The sequence below is a fragment of the Haloglomus litoreum genome (assembly GCF_029338515.1).
In the GTDB taxonomy this organism is placed as follows: domain Archaea; phylum Halobacteriota; class Halobacteria; order Halobacteriales; family Haloarculaceae; genus Haloglomus; species Haloglomus litoreum.
This window is the reverse complement of sequence record NZ_CP119988.1, coordinates 2,086,276-2,104,422: the sequence shown is the minus strand read 5'-3', so window position 1 is coordinate 2,104,422 and position 18,147 is coordinate 2,086,276. Positions and strand designations below refer to the sequence as shown.

Genomic DNA, 18,147 nt, shown 5'->3' with positions numbered 1-18,147 from the left:
GGACACCAACTCATGAGTGACGCCGACACGGACGACGAGGCACAGGACGGGGAGATAGCGGTCGAGGAGATGGACCTGGACGAACTCCGCCGGGAGATACGGGACATCGACCGGGAGATCGTCGAGCTCATCGCCCAGCGGACGTACGTCGCCGAATCCATCGCCGCCGTCAAGCGCGAGGAGGGCCGGCCGACGACCGACGAGGACCAGGAGCAGGCCGTGATGGACCGGGCCGGCGAGAACGCCGAACGGTTCGACGTCGACTCGAACCTCGTCAAGGCGGTGTTCCGACTGCTCATCGAGCTGAACAAGGTCGAGCAGCGGGAGTCACGCTGAACGGTACCGGCAGGCGGCTGGGGGCGGTCCGCACCCAGTGTGGCAACCCTCTTGTCCCGGGGTTCCGACTCCAGACTCGATGACCGACGCTGCCGAGGGCGGACTCGCACAGTACAAGCGGCCACTCCGGTACGTCATGGGGGTCACGTACGCCCTCGTGGGGGTGTTGCATTTCCTGTCGCCGAAGCCGTTCGAGTACATCGTGCCCCCGCAGTTGCCCGCGCCGAAGGCGCTGGTCTACCTCTCTGGGGCGGCCGAGATCGCGCTCGGGGTCGGCGTCCTGTTCGAGCGGACGCGCCACCGCGCCGCGGTCGGCATCATGCTCCTGCTCGCAGCGGTGTTCCCCGCGAACATCTACATGGCCGTCGGGGACCTCGAACTGCCGGGCGCGCCCGACTGGGCCGACTCCGACGCGCTGCTGTACGCGCGACTCCCGCTCCAGGCGGTCCTGGTGCTGTGGGCGTACTGGTACACGGACGCCGACGAGTAACCTGGCCGAATCGGCCTCCGGGACCATATCGAGAACTCGTCAGCAGGTGCGCCGTTCACGACATCGGACGGACGCTCGCGTCGTTCCGGGCGGCATCGTCACGGGTGTCAGTGGCTGGGGACGGTCCGAGACCACGACCGACAGGGGGTCGGTCACACCTCCTCGGCTTCGGAGGGCTCGTAGACCTGGATCCAGCCGTCACTCCTGACCTTCACGAGGTACCGGGTGTACTGGAACTCGACCGTCCCGACACCTTGTCGAGACGCTTCCTCCACGTCCCGCCCGAAGAACGCATCCTCGATGGCTGAAACATCTACGGATTCGTACAGCGGTGGCGATTTCAGGTCAGTCGGGGAGACCCCCTCGACCTCCGCGATGGCGGAGACGATGGTGGTCGTGAGTCCCCCCCGACCGTCGGGTTCGTAGTGACGCTGTGCCACCTGCGACCAGTGTGTGTCGGCACCACTGGCTGGGTCGTCGTCGCTCCTCGTTCCGCTGTCACTCTTCCCGGTCATCCATCTCACTCCGTGCGTGCGTCTCCTGACTGAAGTCGAGACTGCCACCGATGCCTTCGAGCGCGGCCAGGACCTGTTCGGCGTGCTCGGCGACCGTGATCGTCTCCGTCGCCGCATCGAAGGTGATGATGTCCTCTTCGACGAGCTTCGGGACGTGAGCGTGGTAGAGCGAGACGTACACCGCATCGCGCTTGTCCTCTCGTACTTCGTGTTCGGGCACGTCGCTCTCCCATGCGGCGATCTTCGTCGCCAGGTCCGCCAACGACCACTCGGTGTCCTCGAGCAGGGTGTAGCAGAGGTAGCGTCGGCGGGGATGGTTCAACGCCGAGTACACGTGGTCGGCGTCGAGGATGTCTGGTGGGAGCGACCCCCGCGTGGAAGCATCGGTCGCGAACGGCTCCTCCTCTCTATTCCGTGCGGCGCCGTCCTCGTCACTCATACACGGAGGTGGTCACAGGGACGGATAACCCCCCCCATTCACTCTGTTCCTCACACGACACACCCGTCCGTGTCCCTGATTGGTGTTCCAGTCGAATCGAACTGAACGTGGTGGACGTGCCGCATCCACCCGCTGGATGGACCACGCGGTTCCGGTCAACTGTCGCAGATTCCAATGGTGGCGGGATCTCGGGGTCCAACACCTCGTCTGCCGGGAGTCCGGCCGCCCACGGTTCAGTACTCCCACAGCCGCCGGATGCGGTCGGCGAACTCGGGATGTGCCTCCCGCAGCGCGGTCACGTCGTGCTCGCCATCGACGTTGACGACGTGGACCTGTCCCCGTTGGCCGCCGTAGACGTCCTGGAAGTCGTAGACGACGCCGGCGATGTCCACGTCGTCGTCGACGTCGTCGCTCTCGCGGAGGAACTCGACCTGCCGGTCGACGTTGTACTCGACGAGGTGGTTGACGGCGTCGGCCCGTGAGAGGTCGTCGGGGAGCGCCTGGACGCCCGGCGCCAGGTGCGGGCTGAGCATCGCGAGGCAGTGCTCGATGCCGGGCGCGTCGGACACCTCCCCCGTGAGGGCGTCGTAGGTCGCCGTGACCGCACCACAGCCGGTGTGCCCGACGACGACGGCCGTGTTCGTGCCGGTGTGCGCGAGCGGGTAGAGGACGTCGCCGGAGACGATCTGGTCGTCCACGCGCTGGACGACGCGGTTGCCGATGTTGCCGACGGTGAACAGGTGGCCGGGCTCGTCGTTCTCCCACATCCGGTCCTGGAGGACCCGTGAGTCCGAACAGCAGACCGTGACGGCGTCCGGCCGCTGGCCGTCCTGGACCTCGTCGAACCGGGAGGCGAAGGCGTCGGCGTGGTCGGCGTTACGCCGAAGGAGTTCGACCAGAGTCTCCATGCGGAAGTGGGTGCGTGACGCCCGGGTATATCCATCGGTCGGGAACGGCCCACACACACGGTGCGGTCGTGAGGGCATGGGCCGCACGGATTCCCGGTGACCGGATAGCTTATTCCGGGGTCGAGATACGTGCCGGTATGAACGAGAAGCGGTTCGCGGTCGCCCTCTTCGGTCTCGCAGTCGCCGTCATCGTGGGGTACCTCGCCGTCAGGTTCGTGGCGGCGCTGACCGTGTCGGTGTTCCTCTACTACTCGACGCGGCGGTACTACAAGTTCCTCGGCCGACTCCGGCTCCCCGCCCGGGTGCGGGCGGTGGTGGTGCTCGCCTCGCTGGCCATCCCCCTCATCCTGCTCATCAGCTACACGATGGTCCTGCTCATCGTGGAGGCGCGGCGGTTCATCGAGGAGTACGGCATCATCGACGTGGTATCGGATCGGTTCGACTGGTTCGGCGGCGTCGACCAGCTGCCGGAACTATCCATCCAGGGGCTCTACCGTGCCTACCAGTCCGGGCAGCTCGACGGGTTCATCACCTTCGCGGAGAGCAACGCCACGTTCCTCACCGAACTCGTCTCCAGCTTCTTCCTCAACCTGTTCATCGTCGTCATCGTCCTCTACTACCTGCTCGTCGACGGCCACCGCATCCGGGAGTGGCTGCTCCGGTTCGACGACGATGCCATCATCCGGGAGTACCTGGAGGCCGTCGACGCGGAGCTGGAGGCGGTGCTGTTCGGCAACCTGCTGAACGTCATCGCCACCTCGCTCATCGCCATCGCCGTCTACCACGGCTACAACGCCTGGGCGCCGGCCCCCGCGAACATCCCGTACCCGGCGCTCGCGGGTGCGCTCACGGGTATCGCGAGCCTCATCCCCGTCGTCGGCATGAAGATCGTCTATCTGCCGCTCACCGCCATCGCCGCGGCCGGCATCGTCCTCGGGGCGAACAACGCCTTCCTCATCTACATCGTCATCTTCCTGATCCTCACCGTGGTCGTCGTGGACACCGTCCCGGACATCATCCTCCGTCCGCTGCTCAGCGGCGAGACCACCCACGTCGGACTGCTGATGCTGGCGTACACCCTCGGACCCGTCGTGCTCGGGTTCTACGGGCTGTTCTTCGCACCCATCGTCCTGGTCGTGGCGCTCACGTTCGCCGACACCGCGCTCCCGCGGTTGCTGGGTGCCACCCCCGAGGAGGAGGAGGGTGGCATCCACCGCGACCAGTTGCGGCTCGACCACTTCCGCTGACCGTCGCCCGCTCGGGCAGCACCCTCAGTTCCCGCCGTCGCCCGTTCGGTGCCGCTCGAACCAGTCCACCGCGAAGTCGACGAGCGACGGCTGGTCGACCAGTCGCGCGCCGGCCGCCCCCACCGTGTCCCGGGTGACCGCCTCGGGCCGCTGGTCCTCGAAGGCCCCGCCGACGGTGGCGAAGTCCCCTGTGGAGGTCTCGATGTCCTCGAAGGTCTCGACCACGCGCTCGCCGTCGCGCAGGACCGGAGCCTCGCGGGTCACCCCGGCCGCGCCGATGTCGGCGCGGTACTCCGCGAGGTGGAGCGACGTGTTCACGTCGTGGCCCACCCCGAGCAGGAGCACGTCCCCGTCGCGCTCGTAGACCCGGGCGAGTGGCGACCCCTCGCCCATGCCGTACGCGAACCCGTGGTCGCCGACGACGGCCGCGGCGCCTGCCCCCCAGGCGGCGAACGAGAAGATGGGGTGGGCACTCCTGCGGACGTCGGGGTACGCACGGAAGCACTCCGGGATGGCGCCCATCCCGCGCGTCGGGGTCCGCCGGGGGTGGTAGGCCGGTCGCTCGCGGCGGATGGTCTCGATCCAGTCGTCCGGTACCGGGGGATTCGACCAGTCGGCGGGGTCGGTGTACTGTGGCGTGTGGGTCGGCATCACCAGCGTTCCCTCCTCGGTGACCGCCCGGCGGAGGGCGTCGACGACGGCCTGTGCGTCCCCGGCGACCCACCCCAGCGCGCTCAGCGAGGAGTGGACCAGCAGCGTCTCACCGGCCTCGACACCCAGGTCGCGAAGCTCCGCCACGAGCGAATCGACCGTGACCGGCTCCGCGACGCGTTCGAGGGCCGCCTGCTCTCCCATGCCCCCGTCTGCCGTCGCCCGGGGCTTGAGTGTTCAGGTCGCCGAGGCGGATCGGCCACGGAGGTCGGTAGAAGGGTGTCAGTCGGCGGTGACCTGCGCGTCGTTCCAGTTCTCGGCGAAGTTCACGAAGTTCTTCAGGATCCGCAGCCCGGTGTCGCCGGACTTCTCGGGGTGGAACTGCGTCCCCATGACGTTGCCCGCCTCGGTGGCGGCGACCGCGGCGAAGTCGAAACCGTAGTCACAGGAGGCGACGGTGTGGTCGGCGACCTCCGAGCCGTACGAGTGGACGAAGTAGGCGTAGTCGCCGTCGTCGATTCCGTCGACGATGGGGTGGTCGCGCTCGATGGTGAGTTCGTTCCACCCCATGTGGGGGACCTTCACCTCGTCGCTGGGGAGGCGCTCGACGCGCCCGGGGATGAGGTCGAGCCCGTCGATGGTCTCGCCCTCGGGCGCGCCCTCCGTGGACTCCGTGAACATGAGCTGGAAGCCGACGCAGATGCCGAGAACCGGCGTGTCCTCGGCGGCGTCGACGACCACGTCGGCGAACGGCTCCAGGTTGCGGACGCACTCGCCGAACGCGCCGACGCCCGGGAGGACGAGGGCGTCGCTGGCGGCGATCTCGTCCGGGTCGTCCGAGATCGTCACCGTCGCGTCGGCCCGCTCCAGGCCGCGCTGGAGGCTCCGCAGGTTGCCGACCCCGTAGTCGATGATGGTGACCTGCACGAGCGACAGTGAGGCGGGGGCGGATTTAGGGGTTGCCGTCCGGGCAGTATCGCGCCGTCACTCCCCGGCGACCAGCGCCGCCGCGATGGGCGTCCCCTCGGTCAGCGGGAGGCCGACGGTCGGCGCGTCCGTTGCCTCGGCCCAGCCCTCGTACGCGTCCCGCGACGGGAAGGCCTTCACCCACGGGCAGACCGCCCCGTACACGTCCTCGGGTGTGGGGCCACCCTCCGTGGCGGCCGCATCGGGCGCGATACCGAACGACATCACGGCCGTCGAGGGCGTCACGTCGACCGTCCCATCGCTGGCCACGTGCATCTCGATGGCCTGCCCGGATGGGCTCTCCGTCCGCAGGTCGACGGCCTCGGAGCGGAGCCGCGCCAGCGCGATACCGTCGTAGAAGCACTGGAAGTGGTAGGTCCCGCTCCCGGTGGTGGCGCGATGGGGCGTCTCGCCGTCCACGTGGCAGAGGTCGGTGACATCGACCGTGCCGCCGGCCGCCGCGCGCGTCACGTCGGCGAAGTCGCCGAGGGTCTCGACCGGCCCCGCGTCGTAGAACCCCGTCGCCGTCGCGGCCAGGTCCGCCGGAATCGGCCCGGTCAGGACGGCGTCCCCGTCGAGCCAGCGCGCGTCGCGCTCCGCCGTCGACGCGTCCGTGGGTGCCGCCCCCTCCGCGTTCGCCGTATCGGTGTTCGTCGGCTCGGTACCACACTGGTCGCAACAGGCAGTTGTCTGGTCCGACATCTGATCAAACTTTGATAACCGAAGCATTTGTACTGTCGAGTCCGAAGCGTTGGACCAGCTTCGACGATTCGAACCCATGACGGAGAACACCACCGCGACCGATGGGCCGCCCGAACTGCCCGAGGACGCCCGCTGCTACTGCCCGCTCGGGGGCGTGATGGACCTCCTGAGCCGGAGATACGCCATGGAGGTGGTCTGCGTGGTCGGGGCGCTCGAACCGGTCCGGTACGGGGAGATCGAGCAGTCGTTCGGTGAGGTCAGCAGTTCCACGCTGTCGACCCGCCTCGACGACCTGACCGGGGCCGGCCTCCTCGACCGTGAGCAGTACGACGAGATCCCCCCGCGCGTCGAGTACCGGCTCACGGCGGAGGGGCGGGAGCTACAGCGGCTCCTGGAGCCGCTGCTGGAGTGGGCGCAGGAGCGGGAGGGGGAGGCCTGACCAACATCCGGGGTCGCCTCAGAAGTCCGCGACCCGGAGCCAGTCGATGGCGACAAGCACGAACCAGGCCATCCACACCGCGAAGACCGTCAGGCCGGCCCCGTAGTACGCGATGCGGGTGTCGATGGCGACGGCGAACGCGATGGCCGCGACCGCGACCACGAGCGCCGAGAGGTTGCGCCACCGGTCGGCGAGCGCGAGCGACAGCGCGTCCGTCGCTGGGCGGTCCGACACGGCTGGTCCGAGGACCCACGAGCCATTAATCCTGGTGCGGGAGTCGAACAACTGGTGTAATCTCCGCATACCTACCCTTACTCTATTTCCCTCCGCGAGCGTGGCTCATAGACATCGAATATCTTCGATAATACGAGTGTGGCGGATAGAATCGAGAATTCGAGGGCGGCGCTGGATTCAGTCGCGGCGCCGTTCGGCCTCGGTCCACGCCTCGGCGTAGCCGTCCCGGAGTCCGGCACAGCAGCCCCGGATGCACTCGTCGTCTCGAACGTGGGCCTCGTCGATCGACTCGTCCCGGTGGTCGGGGGGGCGCGTCTCGCTCATATCACCTGTCCGTGCATCGCCCCCGGGGATAAGCGTTTCCGCGGTCAGTCGAACAGCCGCTCCACGTCGGCGATGGAGTCCAGCACGTGGTCCGGCGTCACGTCGCTCTCGGCCACGTCGGCGTCGTCGTTGACGCCGGTGCGGACGAGCGCCGTCGTCATCCCGGCGCGCTCGCCGAACGCGATGTCGGTGTCGAGGCGGTCGCCGACCATCAGACAGCGGTTCGGCGGGACGCCCAGCGCGTCGGTCGCCATCTCGACGGCCTCGGGGGAGGGCTTGCCCAGCACGTGGTCGGGGTCGCGTTCGAGGATGCCCGCGACCGCCCCGATGATGGCCCCCGAGCCCGGGACCATGCCCTCCTCGGTGGGGATGACCACGTCCGGGTCACTCCCGACGAACGGGACGCCGTCCCGGCCCGCGTAGTAGGCCTCGGTCAGGGTGTCGTAATCGAACCCGCGGTAGAACGAGACGACCAACACCTCGCCGGCCTCCGGATCGTTGGTCGTCCGGAGGTCGGCGTCGGCGAACTGCTCGCGGAGCCCCGACGAACCGATGACGTACAGCAGGTCCTCGCCGTGGTGCTCCCGGAGGTACTGCGTGGTGACGGTACCGGCCGACAGCACCTCGTCGACGGTGGCCTCGATGCCCATGCCGGCGAGCCGGTCGACGTACGCCGCGCGGCCCTTCGTCGGATTGTTCGAGCAGAAGAGGAGCTGGCAGCCCCGCTCGCGGAGCCGACCGATGACCTCCGGCGCGCCCGGTGTCGGTTCGCCGCCGCGGTAGACCGTTCCGTCGAGGTCGAGGACGACACCCTCGAAGTTCATACGGAGCCCTCGACTCGACGTGGGAGGAAGCTGATGGTTCCGGCAGGGGCCGCCGACGTGGCGGGAAGCGCCCGTCCCGCGCTGGGGCCGCCCGACTACCTGGCTTCCCGCTCGACGTACCACCCGATAAGCCCACCGAGGAGCGCTCCGAGGACGACGCCGACGGGCCCGCCCAGGAGGAGGCCGAACAGGATGCCGAGTGCTGCCCCCACAGCCGCGTATCCGCCGTCGACGTCTGTCATCGCCGAGTCTCCGACAGCGACTGGGAAGAAGGTTCGCGTGGTCCACCCCCGGTCTCAGACCAGCCCACGAACCGCGACGGCCGCCAGCGCCGGGAGTGCGAATCCCAGCACGAGCGCCAGCAGCGACAGGGGTGTCGCGGCCGCGACCGCGCCGAGGACGCCGAACAGGACGAGTGCGACCCCCCAGACGACGAGGACGAGGCCACCGAAGTAGCAGCCGAACTGGAGCGCCCGCCAGAGCGAGTCAGCGGCGAGGCCGGCGAGCAGACCGCCGACGACGAGGCCGGCTCCGGGCGGGACGGCGGGGACGAGCGTCGCGACCAGCACCGCCACGAGCCCCAGCGTGAACGCGCCCAGCGCGAGTTCGTCCTCTCGGCGCCGCCGGAGGTCCGTCAGCGCCGCGGGCGTCAGGTAGCTCACGAGCCATCACCTCCCTGGTCGGCGCCGTCGCCCCGGACGAAGACGAGCTCCCGGTCGCCCGAGGGCTCGCGCGGCATCGGCTTGTACCCGCCCGTCGCCCACTCGTCCAGCTGGCTGTGGTAGTGCGGTGAGAACGGGTTGGCCGACTGGCCGCCGGGGATGATTCCGAACGACTCGCCCTCGGTGACGACCATCCGCCACGAGGAGCCCGCCTGCGTCGACCGCTGCGAGCGGAAGTTGTTGACCGTGTACGGCGAACCGTCCATCTCGCGTTCGGGGTAGTCCAGGAACGCGAGCGGGAACGGGTGGTCCTGGTCGAGTCGGTTGTAGTCGCCGTAGGTCTCCCAGCCCTCGCGCTCGGCCTCGGCGACGGCCTGCCGGAGCGCCCGGGCGGCGATGTCGGCACGACGCTCGCGCCGGTCCGTTCGGACGTCGTCGAACCAGCGCGAGCTAGGCGGGAGCTGGCTCAGCGTGTAGTCCTTCGGGAAGTACGACTCGTCGAGCCCACGCGAGCGGAACTCGTCACCGAAGGTGGCGTTCCGGTAGTGGTCGAGCCAGAGCGCGTACAGCAGCGCCGGGCGCGAGTCCGCGGTCATGTTGTAGTCCCAGCCGTCGAATTCATCGGCTGCGGCGCGGGTGCTGGCGTCCATCCGTCCGGTGGAGTCCTGGATGATGGGCACGAAGTCCTCGGCGGCCTCGCTGCGGACGTCCTGCTGGACCCGCCGCATGTACGCCGGCGTGATGGGCCGGTCGGATTCGGCGCGCTGCTCCAGCAGTTCGTAGATGCGCTCGCCGCGGTACGGGTCCGCGTAGCGCGGGCTGTGGGCGATGTAGAACGGCGGGTCGTCCATGGTCCGCTGGTTCGCGGTCGCGAGGTAGCCCGGGTTCCGCACCTCCGGCACCTCGTCGTAATCGTGGAACGCCGTCCAGTTCGTCCGGCCGTACGGCTCGAAGCCGGGCCACTCCATCCGCGCAGCGGTGCCGTTGAAGACCCGGTCGCCCTCGACGCTCCGCCCGTTCACGGTCCGGACCGGGTAGCGCCCGGTGATGCGGAAGTACGTCCCGCCGTCACGGATGTCGGCCGCGACGAAGTTCTGGGTCGGCGAGTCGAACCGCCGCATCACCTCCCGGACCTCGTCGAGGCTCTCGGCCTTGTTCAGGCGGAAGATGGCCTGGGACTCCCGGGTGTCACCGAGCCCGACCCACGAGACGGCCACACCGACCTCGCCTCCGGCCGTCTGTCTGGTGAGGAAGGGCCCGTGGACCGTCCGGCGGATGCGCACGGTCCGGTCGCGCCCGTCCATGACGGGGATGGTCTCGTTGTGGGTCTCGAACTCGCGGACCTCGCCCTGGTAGCGGTACGTGGTCGGGGAGGGGCGCTCGTAGCGGTAGAGGTCGACCTGGTCGGCCCCGACGTTGGTGAAGCCCCACGCGATGTCGTCGTTGGCCCCGATGACGACCGTCGGGACGCCGGGGAACGCCACGCCGCGAACGTCCATCGCGTCCGCGCCGCCCTCGCCACGCACGCGGAGGTGCTGTTCGTACCAGACGGGCGGGACGTTCAGCCCGAGGTGCGGGTCGTTGGCGACGATGGGACTCCCGTCCTCGGTGTACTGCCCGCCGACGACCCAGGAGTTCGACCCCAGTCCCGGCGAGGACTGGTACGGCCGGAGCTCCTCGTAGAGCCCCTGCATCCCACCCGTGTCGACGCCCTCGACGAGGTCCGGACGCGGCTCGCCGAGGTCGTTGCGCTGGCCGCCCACCGATCCGTCGACGATGGCGTCGTCGTGGGCGAGCTGGTCCGGGTACAGCTCGGCGACCGCCTCGCGACGGTCGGGGAACGCCCGGCGGATGCTGCGCCCCTCCAGGTCACGGAAGTCGCCGGTGAGCTGCCAGGCGATGAGCTTCCCGACGATGAGGGTGTCCTGTGGGGTCCAGCGCGTGGGCTCGTAGCCGTTCGCCCGGAACTCGAACGACGGCTCCCGGGTATCGATGTAGCGGTTGACGCCGGCGGTGTAGGCCCGGACGCCCTCGCCGGTCTCGGTGTCCTGGATGCGCCGCCAGGAGGCGTTCGCGGCTGCGTCGAAGCCCATCTGGCGGTGGAACCGGTCGGACTCGACCGCCCGAGCGCCGAACGCCGCCGAGAGGTTCCCCTCCATCAGCCGGCGCTGGAGGTCCATCTGGAACAGTCGGTCGCGCGCCTGCACGTAGCCCACCGCGAACGCGAGCGCCCGCTCGTTCGAGGCCGAGATGTGCGGGACGCCGTCCGAGTCGAACCGGACCGTCGCCTCGCCGTACGGGTTCTCCACCTGCCGCGGGCCGCCGAGGTCGGCGGCCGACGAGGCGAGCGAGCCGCCGTTCGCGCCGTAGGAGGACCCCCACGCCTCGCCCGACGCCGGGGCCGACAGCGTGACGAACGAGCCGCCACCGACCGCCGCGGAGACCAGCAGGGCGAGCGCGAGAACCGAGGCGACCGCTCCCCCGAGATCGGATACCATACTGCCGGACGGCGGTCGGCTCCCGAATAAGTGTTCGCGTGTCCGGTTCCCACACCCACCTGGCGTAACTCCCACGGAGCTGTGCGTGCATTTAACACCTCGGCCGCGGCAGGTGGCGCATGGCAGTCGTCACCGCCCGAGAGGCGCTGCGGTACGTCGTCAGTCGCGAGATGGCCCTCCTCTACGCCGTCGTCATCGTCGGCACGCTCTGTCTCGGTCTCGGGGTCCAGGCGTTCCGGTTCGGCCGCGGGAGCAACCTGTTCCTGCTGGCCGACATCCTCCGGGTCCTGTTCCTCGCCGTCGGGACCGTCCTCGTCTACGGCGGGACCATCGGGCTGCTGTACAAACTCGTCGCGGACGCCCACGCCCGCGGCACGGCCTGACTCAGAGAGTCCTCCACACGCAGCCGGCAGGCTCAACCTGGCGCCGGCCCTCGTCGCCCACGTGACCAGCGACTGGGACGCCGGCCGGTACGACAGCGATCAATCGTTCGTGGCGGCATACGGGACGCCGCTCGTCGACCTGCTGGACCCCGCACCCGGGGAGCGCGTCCTCGACCTCGGCTGTGGCACGGGCGACCTGACCGCGACGCTGGCCGAGCGGGTCGGCGCCGGGGGCCGGGCTGTCGGCGTGGACCGCTCGGCGTCGATGGTGGCCCGGGCACGTGCCCGCCACGACGACCCGCGGTTCGTCCGCGGGGACCTCCGCTCGCTCCCGGTGACCGGGGCCGACGGCGCGCTCTCGAACGCGGCCCTGCACTGGGTCCCGGCGTCCGACCAGGACCGTACCCTCGCAGCGGTCGCCCGCGCGCTCCGCCCGGGCGGGCGGTTCGTCGCCGAGCTCGGCGGCACGGGCAACGTCGCGGGCGTCGTCCGGGCCGCCAACCTGGCCCGGCGCGAGCACGGCCACGACCCCGTCGACCCCTGGTACTTCCCGTCGGTCGGCGAGTACACGCCCCGTCTGGAGCGGGCCGGGTTCGAGGTCCACCGTGCGTCGCTGTTCGACCGGCCGACCGAGCTGGACGGCGCGGACGGGCTCTCGTCGTGGCTCGCCCAGTTCGGCGACCCGCTGTTCGGGGACCTGCCGGACCGCGAGACGGTCGCGGCGGCCACCGCCGACCGACTCCGGGACGAGCGGTTCGACGGCGAGGCGTGGACGCTGGACTACCGCCGACTCCGGCTGGTGGCGGTACGGGAGTGATGCGGTAACGGCGTGGCTTCGTGTCTGAGATGGGTAGTTACCAGATAATCTCGACAACATCCTACAAGAACCATACCTTATCCGACTATACTCGTGAGTTGGGTCCCTTCCGCGGCGTGGATTTTTCAGCGTCAGGGTCGTATCCGGGTCCGATGACGACCGTAGGAATCGTCGGCGGCGGTGCCGCCGGCCTGAGTGCTGCACTATTCACGGCCAAGAACGGACTCGAGACGCACGTCTTTGACACGGACGGGACCTGGCTGCACAAGGCCCACCTGTTCAACTACCTCGGCATCGAGTCCGAGGACGGGACCGAGTTCCTGGAGTCGGCCCGGGACCAGGTCGACGGGTTCGGCGTCGAGCGGCACCAGGGGACGGAGGTCACCGGTGTCGAGGCGACCGACGACGGGTTCACGCTCTCGACCGAGGACGGCGACCACGACGTCGACTACGTGGTGCTGGCGACCGGGACGAAGCGCGGCCTCGCCGAGGACCTCGGGCTCGACTTCGACGGCGACGTGGTCGACGTGGACGTGACGATGGAGACGAGCCACGCGGACGTGTACGCCACGGGGGCGATGGTCCGCGAGGAGGAGTGGCAGGCGATCATCTCGGCCGGCGACGGCGCCGCCGCCGCACTCAACATCCTCTCGAAGGAGAAGGGCGAGCACTTCCACGACTTCGACACGCCCGCCGACGCGGAGTAGGGCCCCCCACGTGGCGTCACGGCTCGCTCCCGGTCAGCCGCCGCCCCTCGGTCACCCGTCGTCCGTCCCGCACTCGTCGTCCGTCCTGCACCCGTCCTGACCCGTGTCGTCGACCACCTCGGTCGCCAGGTCCGACAGCGCGAGTTCCAGCCGGCCCCCCGCGTCCGCGAGTTCCTCCGTGTCGACGATGCGGGGCCCGCGTTCCTCGTGGATGGCCACGACCTCCCCCTCGGTCGTCGCCCAGTCGGTCCCGTCGCCGCCGTCCCGGTCCCCGGTGCCGGTGATGATCCGGCGTTCGCCACCGGGGCCCTCGGGATACCGGTAGACGGTATCGGGGTCCTCGTCCAGCGTCGCGCGATGCGAGCCGTCGCAGAACGGGAACTCCGGGGAGAGTCCACACCGGCAGACGGCGATGTCACCGTGGTCCGGGTCGATGTCCCCGGTCGTGAGGACGTACGGACCGTCGGCGTCGTGCTCGACCTCGCGGGCCATGGCCCTGCCCACGCCGCGTGGGACCAAAACCGGTCCGGCACCGGTCGGCCCGTCGAACCCTCTTGGAGCGGGCATCGTCGGGGGTGCCGGCCCCGGTCAGACCAGCCACGTTTTCACGACGCCGCGAGTGCGCCCGGCCATGTTCGCGCAGCTCCAGCCCCCGGGCGGGTTCCCGGACCCCCTCGCGCCGTACAGCCAGTTCCTCTCGGAACTCCTCGCGTTCCTCGTCGCCGTGGCGCTCGTCTACGCGCTCGGCCGCCTGCTCGTCGTCCCGTTCGTCCTCCGGGTGGTCCGAGGACGTAACCGGAACAACCCCACGCTCGTCACGGCCACCGAGACCTACGTGCAGGTGCTGCTGATCGGCATCGCACTCCTGGCAGGGCTGGTGGCGGCCGGGCAGCTCCGGTTCCTGCTGGGGACCGACTCGGCCATCATCATCGGCGCGCTGGCGTTCGCCTTCAGCGTCGCCGGCCAGGAGGTGTTCGGCTCGCTCATCAGCGGCTTCTTCCTGGTCGCGGACCCCGACTTCAACGTCGGGGACTTCATCTCCTGGTCGGGCGGCGAGGGTGTCGTCGAGGCCGTCGACTTCCGAGTCACCCGCATCCGGACACCCGACAACGAGACCATCACCGTCCCGAACACGGAGTTGACGACGAACGCGCTCACCCGGCCGTTCGGTCGCGACAACTACCGCATCACCGAGCGGGCGTTCGTCTCGTACGCGGAGGACACGGAGCACGCGCTGATGGAGCTCCAGCAGATCGCCGCCAACTTCGACCGCGTGGTCGAGGAGCCCGCGCCGAACGCTCGCATCGTCGACCTCGGCCCGGACAGCATCACCGTCCGGGCCGAGCTGTGGGTCGACGAACCGGCCCGTGTGGAAGTGGCCGACATCCGCTCCGACTTCCGGCGGGAGGTGAAGCTTCGGTTCGACGAGGAGGACCTCACGCTCGCGCCCGCCGCCGGACGCGAGCTCTCCGGATCGGTCGCCGTCGAGCGGCCGGAGTGAGCCGCCCCCGATGGCCTACTCGGCGGGCTCGAAGGTCGGCGCCGGGTGGTCGTCGTCCGTGTCGATGACCCCCGAGAGCGCCACCTCGTCACCGATGTCGACGTGGTCGCCCTCGATGCGGACCATCCCCCGTGCGTCACCCAGGTCGACGACCGCCACCTGGTAGCCGCGCTCCTCGAACTGCTCCGGCGGGACGTTGATGGTCGTCTCCGAGTAGACGGTCCCCTCGGTCGGGAGTTCGACGGTCGTCAGGTCGCGGGCACCGCACTCCTGGCAGGCGCCGCTCGGGACGCCGCTCACGTGGCCGCACTCCTCGCACGCCTGGCCCAGGAGCCGCCCCTCGCGGACGGCCGCGGCCCAGTCGTGGTAGCCCAGCGTCGCCGGGCGTTCGACGTCCTCGGTGTCCTGTGCGCTCATGCCCGGGCCTCCATGACCGAGACGACGGTCGTCGCGGCGTCGCCGCCGAGGTTGTGCGCCACGCCACGGGAGACGCCGTCGAGCTGGTGCTCGCCGGCCTCGCCGCGGACCTGCTCGGCCAGCTCGACGATCTGGGCGACCCCGGTCGCCCCGATGGGGTGGCCCTTCGCCTTCAGGCCGCCCGAGGCGTTGATGGGGATGTCGCCGTCGCGCCGGGTGCGACCCTCGGCCGCGGCGACGCCGCCCTGGCCGTCCTCGACGAGGCCGACCGCCTCGCTCGCGAGCACCTCGGCACCCGTGAAGCAGTCGTGGACCTCCGCGAAGTCAACGTCGTCGGCCGAGACGCCCGCCTGCTCGTACGCTTCCGAGGCCGCGTCGCGCGCCGCCTTCGTGACGTGGGGCGTCTCCTTGTCAGCCAGCGGGACGATGTCCGTGGCGTGGCCGACGCCGGTCACGTCGACGGGCCGATCGAACGAGTCCGCGAGGTCGTCGCTGACGACGACGACCGCGCTCGCGCCGTCCGAGAACGGACAGCAGTCCATCAGCCGGAACGGGTCCGCGACGATGGGGCCGTCGAGGGCCTCCTCGACGGTCGTCTCCTTCCCGAAGTGAGCCTTCGGGTTGAGCGACCCGTGGCCGTGGTTCTTGACCGCGACGTGGGCGAGCTGCTCCTCGGTCGTCCCGTGCTCGTGCATATGTCGCTTCGTCAGGAGCGCGAACACGCCGGGGAACGTCAGGCCCGTGGGCTGTTCGTACTGGCGGTGCGAGGCCGACGCGAAGATACGCGTCATCTCGTCGGTGTCCTTGCCGGTCTCCGGCGTACATCGCTCGACGCCACCCGCCAGCACCACGTCGTGCCGACCCGATTCGACCGCCTCGACGGCGTTCTTGAACGCGTTCGCGGAGGTGGCGCACGCGTCCTCGAACCGCTGGACGGGCTTGCCCGCCAGCCCCACGTGGCTCGCACACTGCGGTCCCAGGTGCGTGACGTTCTCCGTCTGGCCCCCCATCGCGTTCCCGAAGTAGAGCGCCTCGACCTCGTCAGGGCCGACCCCGGCGTCGTCGAACGCCTCGAAGGCCGCCTCGCCGAACAGTTCCTGCAACGGCGTGTCGTGGACGCCGAACTTGGTCATGCCGGCGCCGACTACGCTTGCTCGTGCCATCTACGCACGGCTCTGGGTGGCACGCCAGAAGAGTACCCCGGTCCGTTCACGACCCGGATGGTCGGCTCCGGAGGGACCGCCCGACCGCGCTCAGTCGTCCGCCTCGGCGGGCTCCGCCCGCGGAACCCGGATGTCGGTCAGGCCGGCCTCGATCTCCTCGCGCCGGTCCTCGAACTCTCCCGGGAGCACGAGCCGTCCCCCCAGGTCCTCGAGCGGTTCGTCGGCGGTGTACCCCGGCTCCTTCGTCGCGAGTTCGAACAGCACCCCACCCGGTTCGCGGAAGTAGACCGACCGGAACCAGTGACGGTCGATGGGGCGGGTCGGCCGCTGTCCCAGCGTCCGGACGGCCTTGCGCATCGCCTGCTGGTCGGCGTCGGTCGGCGTCTGGAACGCGACGTGGTGGACGGTGCCGTGGCCCTGCCGGCCGCTCTGGACCGTCGGGAGGACGTCGACGTACGTCCCGACGGGGCCGCTCGCGGCGAAGCGGATCCGCTCGTCGCCCGGCGTGTCACCCTGGGCCTGCTCGGTTGCCACGCGCTCCAGCCCCATCGTCTCCAGCACCTCGACCGTCGGCTCCGGGTCGGCCAGCCACAGCGTCACCGAGTGGAACCCCCGGATTGCGTGCTCGGCCGGGACCCACTCGGTCCACGGGACCGTCGGGTCGTCCTCGGGGATCTCGACCGCGACGAGTTCGACGGGGAGGCCGTCCGGGTCCTCGAAGGGAAGGACCGTCTCACCGAACCGTTCCACCCGCTCGTCGTACGCGACGCCGTACTCGTCGAAGCGTTCCTCCCAGTAGTCGAGGCTGCCCTCGGGGACGCGGAACGCCGTCCGGGAGACCTGCCCGGAGCCGACCTTGCCGCGGCCCATCCCCTCCCAGGGGAAGAACGTCATGCTCGTGCCCGGGGTCCCCTCCGCGTCGGCGAAGAAGAAGTGGTACGTCCCGGGGTCGTCCTGGTTGATGGAGCGCTTCACCAGCCGGAGACCGAGGGTCTCGACCCAGAAGTCGAGGTTGCGCTGCGGGTCGCCGGCGATGCAGGTCACGTGGTGGATGCCCGGTGTCGGGGTGGTGTCTGCCATTGCCCGTCGATACGCGACTGAGCGACTTCAATGCGCGCTGACACCGATGTCACCGGGGGACGCGGACCCCCGTCCGCCCCCGCGACCGGCTAGCGTCGGTCCCGGCTGGACCGGACCGAGCCATCGCCGGGGAAGACGATGTAGACGAGCAGCAGGCCCGTGAGCACACCCGCGAGGACGGCGAGCCCGCTCATCCAGAGCGGACCGTCGCCCTGGAGCGTGATGAGGCCCGCCGACAGGCCGACGAAGGCGACGATGGCGACCTTGATCTTGAACGCGGCGTCCGAGCGCTCCTCGTCGGAGACGGGACCGACCACTACCGACCCTCCACGCTCGTGCTGACGTGCATCCCGGTGAACAGCCACGCCGGGGCGTCCGTCCCGTCCGAGTCGCCCGTATCCGTGTTCCGCTCCATCGTCCCGGACCAGCGCGTGTCGAACTCGTGGCGGACACGCTGCTCCGTGTCGGTCCACGCCATGAACACGTCGTCCGAGAACCAGGCGTGGCAGTCCTGGCCCTCGACGACGAGGCACTCGGAGTCGACCTGCCAGTCGTCCGTGGTGCGGGTCTGCTCGCGGAGCCCGGCCACGACGGCCTCGTACCCGGTCAGGCGCTCGCCGACGCCGAACTTCACGGTCGCGGGCGAGTCGGCGAAGTACGGGTAGAGGGGCTCGCCGTCGCGGAGCGTCTCGTAGTACGCGCGGACGGTCCCGGCCGCGCTCCCCGCGGGCGGGTCTGCGGGGGCGACCGGGGCATCCGTGGCGGTCCCGTCGTCCATACCGGAAGGAGCAACCGCTTGGTCTTACGGTTACTGGAACGCTCCAACCGGGAGCGAACCTCTGCC

At 69.9% G+C, this 18,147-nt stretch carries 26 protein-coding genes; 8 read left to right on the top strand and 18 right to left on the bottom strand.

The annotated features are described in order from the left end of the window. The first annotated feature begins 12 nt into the window (after positions 1-12). Entirely contained in the window at positions 13-336 is a 324-nt protein-coding gene (locus tag P2T62_RS10440; protein ID WP_420028427.1) for a chorismate mutase, read from the top strand. 79 nt (positions 337-415) lie between these two features. Beyond that, entirely contained in the window at positions 416-826 is a 411-nt protein-coding gene (locus tag P2T62_RS10435; RefSeq protein WP_276261334.1) for a DoxX family protein, read from the top strand. Positions 827-978: 152 nt separating this feature from the next. Here the strand turns inward: P2T62_RS10435 and P2T62_RS10430 are convergent, their stop codons facing one another. The 3 genes from P2T62_RS10430 to P2T62_RS10420 form a co-directional block, all read right to left on the bottom strand. Further along, complete coding sequence (locus P2T62_RS10430; protein WP_276261333.1) at positions 979-1,341, bottom strand: HalOD1 output domain-containing protein; 363 nt, start codon at positions 1,339-1,341, stop codon at positions 979-981. Continuing rightward, complete coding sequence (locus P2T62_RS10425; protein ID WP_276261332.1) at positions 1,325-1,780, bottom strand: DUF7344 domain-containing protein; 456 nt, start codon at positions 1,778-1,780, stop codon at positions 1,325-1,327. Before P2T62_RS10425 ends, P2T62_RS10430 begins: the two co-directional genes overlap by 17 nt. Positions 1,781-2,013: 233 nt before the next feature. Beyond that, entirely contained in the window at positions 2,014-2,688 is a 675-nt protein-coding gene (locus P2T62_RS10420) for a carbonic anhydrase (RefSeq protein ID WP_276261331.1), read from the bottom strand. 137 nt (positions 2,689-2,825) lie between these two features. On the opposite strand from P2T62_RS10420, the gene P2T62_RS10415 reads away from it, so the two are divergent. Then, positions 2,826-3,935, top strand: a complete 1,110-nt coding sequence (locus P2T62_RS10415; protein WP_276261330.1) for an AI-2E family transporter — start codon at positions 2,826-2,828, stop codon at positions 3,933-3,935. 24 nt (positions 3,936-3,959) lie between these two features. Here the strand turns inward: P2T62_RS10415 and P2T62_RS10410 are convergent, their stop codons facing one another. From P2T62_RS10410 to merB, 3 genes are all read right to left on the bottom strand, one after another. Further along, positions 3,960-4,790, bottom strand: a complete 831-nt coding sequence (locus tag P2T62_RS10410; protein ID WP_276261329.1) for an AAC(3) family N-acetyltransferase — start codon at positions 4,788-4,790, stop codon at positions 3,960-3,962. Between the two features lie 78 nt (positions 4,791-4,868). Then, positions 4,869-5,513, bottom strand: a complete 645-nt coding sequence (gene hisH / locus P2T62_RS10405; protein WP_276261328.1) for an imidazole glycerol phosphate synthase subunit HisH — start codon at positions 5,511-5,513, stop codon at positions 4,869-4,871. 57 nt (positions 5,514-5,570) lie between these two features. Continuing rightward, a complete protein-coding gene (gene merB / locus P2T62_RS10400; RefSeq protein ID WP_276261327.1) occupies positions 5,571-6,254 on the bottom strand; it encodes an organomercurial lyase in 684 nt (227 codons plus the stop codon). A 76-nt stretch (positions 6,255-6,330) separates the two neighbouring features. Here merB and P2T62_RS10395 point away from each other — a divergent pair, with 76 nt between their 5' ends. Next, positions 6,331-6,693 (top strand): winged helix-turn-helix transcriptional regulator, encoded by a 363-nt coding sequence (locus P2T62_RS10395; protein WP_276261326.1) that lies wholly within the window; start codon positions 6,331-6,333, stop codon positions 6,691-6,693. 18 nt (positions 6,694-6,711) lie between these two features. Here P2T62_RS10395 and P2T62_RS10390 read toward each other — a convergent pair whose 3' ends face one another. The 6 genes from P2T62_RS10390 to P2T62_RS10365 all read right to left on the bottom strand — a co-directional run bounded on the left by P2T62_RS10390 (position 6,712) and on the right by P2T62_RS10365 (position 11,235). After that, positions 6,712-6,927, bottom strand: coding sequence for a hypothetical protein (locus P2T62_RS10390; protein ID WP_276261325.1), 216 nt, complete (start codon positions 6,925-6,927; stop codon positions 6,712-6,714). 177 nt (positions 6,928-7,104) lie between these two features. Continuing rightward, positions 7,105-7,251: a hypothetical protein gene (locus P2T62_RS10385; protein WP_276261324.1), complete on the bottom strand. Its 147-nt coding sequence runs from the start codon at positions 7,249-7,251 to the stop codon at positions 7,105-7,107. 44 nt (positions 7,252-7,295) lie between these two features. After that, positions 7,296-8,075, bottom strand: a complete 780-nt coding sequence (locus tag P2T62_RS10380) for an HAD-IIA family hydrolase (protein ID WP_276261323.1) — start codon at positions 8,073-8,075, stop codon at positions 7,296-7,298. Between the two features lie 95 nt (positions 8,076-8,170). Then, on the bottom strand, positions 8,171-8,317 hold the full coding sequence (locus tag P2T62_RS10375; RefSeq protein ID WP_276261322.1) for a hypothetical protein: 147 nt from the start codon (positions 8,315-8,317) through the stop codon (positions 8,171-8,173). A 54-nt stretch (positions 8,318-8,371) separates the two neighbouring features. After that, a complete protein-coding gene (locus P2T62_RS10370; RefSeq protein ID WP_276261321.1) occupies positions 8,372-8,737 on the bottom strand; it encodes a hypothetical protein in 366 nt (121 codons plus the stop codon). Next, a complete protein-coding gene (locus tag P2T62_RS10365; protein ID WP_276261320.1) occupies positions 8,734-11,235 on the bottom strand; it encodes a penicillin acylase family protein in 2,502 nt (833 codons plus the stop codon). The genes P2T62_RS10370 and P2T62_RS10365 overlap by 4 nt, the downstream gene beginning before the upstream one ends. Before the next feature lie 119 nt (positions 11,236-11,354). On the opposite strand from P2T62_RS10365, the gene P2T62_RS10360 reads away from it, so the two are divergent. From P2T62_RS10360 to P2T62_RS10350, 3 genes are all read left to right on the top strand, one after another. Beyond that, entirely contained in the window at positions 11,355-11,618 is a 264-nt protein-coding gene (locus P2T62_RS10360) for a hypothetical protein (RefSeq protein WP_276261319.1), read from the top strand. Positions 11,619-11,679: 61 nt separating this feature from the next. Beyond that, positions 11,680-12,435, top strand: coding sequence for a class I SAM-dependent methyltransferase (locus P2T62_RS10355; protein WP_276261318.1), 756 nt, complete (start codon positions 11,680-11,682; stop codon positions 12,433-12,435). Positions 12,436-12,587: 152 nt separating this feature from the next. Further along, positions 12,588-13,142: an FAD-dependent oxidoreductase gene (locus P2T62_RS10350; RefSeq protein WP_276261317.1), complete on the top strand. Its 555-nt coding sequence runs from the start codon at positions 12,588-12,590 to the stop codon at positions 13,140-13,142. Between the two features lie 51 nt (positions 13,143-13,193). On the opposite strand, the gene P2T62_RS10345 is transcribed toward P2T62_RS10350, so the two are convergent. Next, positions 13,194-13,634 (bottom strand): CDGSH iron-sulfur domain-containing protein, encoded by a 441-nt coding sequence (locus P2T62_RS10345; protein ID WP_276261316.1) that lies wholly within the window; start codon positions 13,632-13,634, stop codon positions 13,194-13,196. A 139-nt stretch (positions 13,635-13,773) separates the two neighbouring features. On the opposite strand from P2T62_RS10345, the gene P2T62_RS10340 reads away from it, so the two are divergent. Further along, positions 13,774-14,643: a mechanosensitive ion channel family protein gene (locus tag P2T62_RS10340; RefSeq protein ID WP_276261315.1), complete on the top strand. Its 870-nt coding sequence runs from the start codon at positions 13,774-13,776 to the stop codon at positions 14,641-14,643. Between the two features lie 15 nt (positions 14,644-14,658). Here the strand turns inward: P2T62_RS10340 and P2T62_RS10335 are convergent, their stop codons facing one another. The 5 genes from P2T62_RS10335 to P2T62_RS10315 all read right to left on the bottom strand — a co-directional run bounded on the left by P2T62_RS10335 (position 14,659) and on the right by P2T62_RS10315 (position 18,081). Next, positions 14,659-15,060: a Zn-ribbon domain-containing OB-fold protein gene (locus P2T62_RS10335; protein ID WP_276261314.1), complete on the bottom strand. Its 402-nt coding sequence runs from the start codon at positions 15,058-15,060 to the stop codon at positions 14,659-14,661. Further along, positions 15,057-16,223 (bottom strand): thiolase C-terminal domain-containing protein, encoded by a 1,167-nt coding sequence (locus P2T62_RS10330; RefSeq protein ID WP_276261313.1) that lies wholly within the window; start codon positions 16,221-16,223, stop codon positions 15,057-15,059. The genes P2T62_RS10335 and P2T62_RS10330 overlap by 4 nt, the downstream gene beginning before the upstream one ends. A 90-nt stretch (positions 16,224-16,313) precedes the next feature. Continuing rightward, positions 16,314-17,303 (bottom strand): ring-cleaving dioxygenase, encoded by a 990-nt coding sequence (locus P2T62_RS10325; RefSeq protein ID WP_276261312.1) that lies wholly within the window; start codon positions 17,301-17,303, stop codon positions 16,314-16,316. 89 nt (positions 17,304-17,392) lie between these two features. Then, positions 17,393-17,620 (bottom strand): hypothetical protein, encoded by a 228-nt coding sequence (locus P2T62_RS10320; protein ID WP_276261311.1) that lies wholly within the window; start codon positions 17,618-17,620, stop codon positions 17,393-17,395. Beyond that, complete coding sequence (locus P2T62_RS10315; RefSeq protein ID WP_276261310.1) at positions 17,620-18,081, bottom strand: DUF3225 domain-containing protein; 462 nt, start codon at positions 18,079-18,081, stop codon at positions 17,620-17,622. Before P2T62_RS10315 ends, P2T62_RS10320 begins: the two co-directional genes overlap by 1 nt. Positions 18,082-18,147 lie beyond the last annotated feature (66 nt).

Bases quoted from the DNA above. Each gene is read 5' to 3' on its own strand.
- P2T62_RS10440 (WP_420028427.1), top strand. From the start codon at position 13: ATGAGTGACGCCGACACGGACGACGAGGCACAGGACGGGGAGATAGCG.
- P2T62_RS10435 (WP_276261334.1), top strand. From the start codon at position 416: ATGACCGACGCTGCCGAGGGCGGACTCGCACAGTACAAGCGGCCACTC.
- P2T62_RS10430 (WP_276261333.1), bottom strand. From the start codon at position 1,341: ATGACCGGGAAGAGTGACAGCGGAACGAGGAGCGACGACGACCCAGCC.
- P2T62_RS10425 (WP_276261332.1), bottom strand. From the start codon at position 1,780: ATGAGTGACGAGGACGGCGCCGCACGGAATAGAGAGGAGGAGCCGTTC.
- P2T62_RS10420 (WP_276261331.1), bottom strand. From the start codon at position 2,688: ATGGAGACTCTGGTCGAACTCCTTCGGCGTAACGCCGACCACGCCGAC.
- P2T62_RS10415 (WP_276261330.1), top strand. From the start codon at position 2,826: ATGAACGAGAAGCGGTTCGCGGTCGCCCTCTTCGGTCTCGCAGTCGCC.
- P2T62_RS10410 (WP_276261329.1), bottom strand. From the start codon at position 4,790: ATGGGAGAGCAGGCGGCCCTCGAACGCGTCGCGGAGCCGGTCACGGTC.
- merB (WP_276261327.1), bottom strand. From the start codon at position 6,254: ATGTCGGACCAGACAACTGCCTGTTGCGACCAGTGTGGTACCGAGCCG.
- P2T62_RS10395 (WP_276261326.1), top strand. From the start codon at position 6,331: ATGACGGAGAACACCACCGCGACCGATGGGCCGCCCGAACTGCCCGAG.
- P2T62_RS10385 (WP_276261324.1), bottom strand. From the start codon at position 7,251: ATGAGCGAGACGCGCCCCCCCGACCACCGGGACGAGTCGATCGACGAG.
- P2T62_RS10380 (WP_276261323.1), bottom strand. From the start codon at position 8,075: ATGAACTTCGAGGGTGTCGTCCTCGACCTCGACGGAACGGTCTACCGC.
- P2T62_RS10375 (WP_276261322.1), bottom strand. From the start codon at position 8,317: ATGACAGACGTCGACGGCGGATACGCGGCTGTGGGGGCAGCACTCGGC.
- P2T62_RS10365 (WP_276261320.1), bottom strand. From the start codon at position 11,235: ATGGTATCCGATCTCGGGGGAGCGGTCGCCTCGGTTCTCGCGCTCGCC.
- P2T62_RS10360 (WP_276261319.1), top strand. From the start codon at position 11,355: ATGGCAGTCGTCACCGCCCGAGAGGCGCTGCGGTACGTCGTCAGTCGC.
- P2T62_RS10350 (WP_276261317.1), top strand. From the start codon at position 12,588: ATGACGACCGTAGGAATCGTCGGCGGCGGTGCCGCCGGCCTGAGTGCT.
- P2T62_RS10345 (WP_276261316.1), bottom strand. From the start codon at position 13,634: ATGGCCCGCGAGGTCGAGCACGACGCCGACGGTCCGTACGTCCTCACG.
- P2T62_RS10340 (WP_276261315.1), top strand. From the start codon at position 13,774: ATGTTCGCGCAGCTCCAGCCCCCGGGCGGGTTCCCGGACCCCCTCGCG.
- P2T62_RS10335 (WP_276261314.1), bottom strand. From the start codon at position 15,060: ATGAGCGCACAGGACACCGAGGACGTCGAACGCCCGGCGACGCTGGGC.
- P2T62_RS10330 (WP_276261313.1), bottom strand. From the start codon at position 16,223: ATGGCACGAGCAAGCGTAGTCGGCGCCGGCATGACCAAGTTCGGCGTC.
- P2T62_RS10325 (WP_276261312.1), bottom strand. From the start codon at position 17,303: ATGGCAGACACCACCCCGACACCGGGCATCCACCACGTGACCTGCATC.
- P2T62_RS10315 (WP_276261310.1), bottom strand. From the start codon at position 18,081: ATGGACGACGGGACCGCCACGGATGCCCCGGTCGCCCCCGCAGACCCG.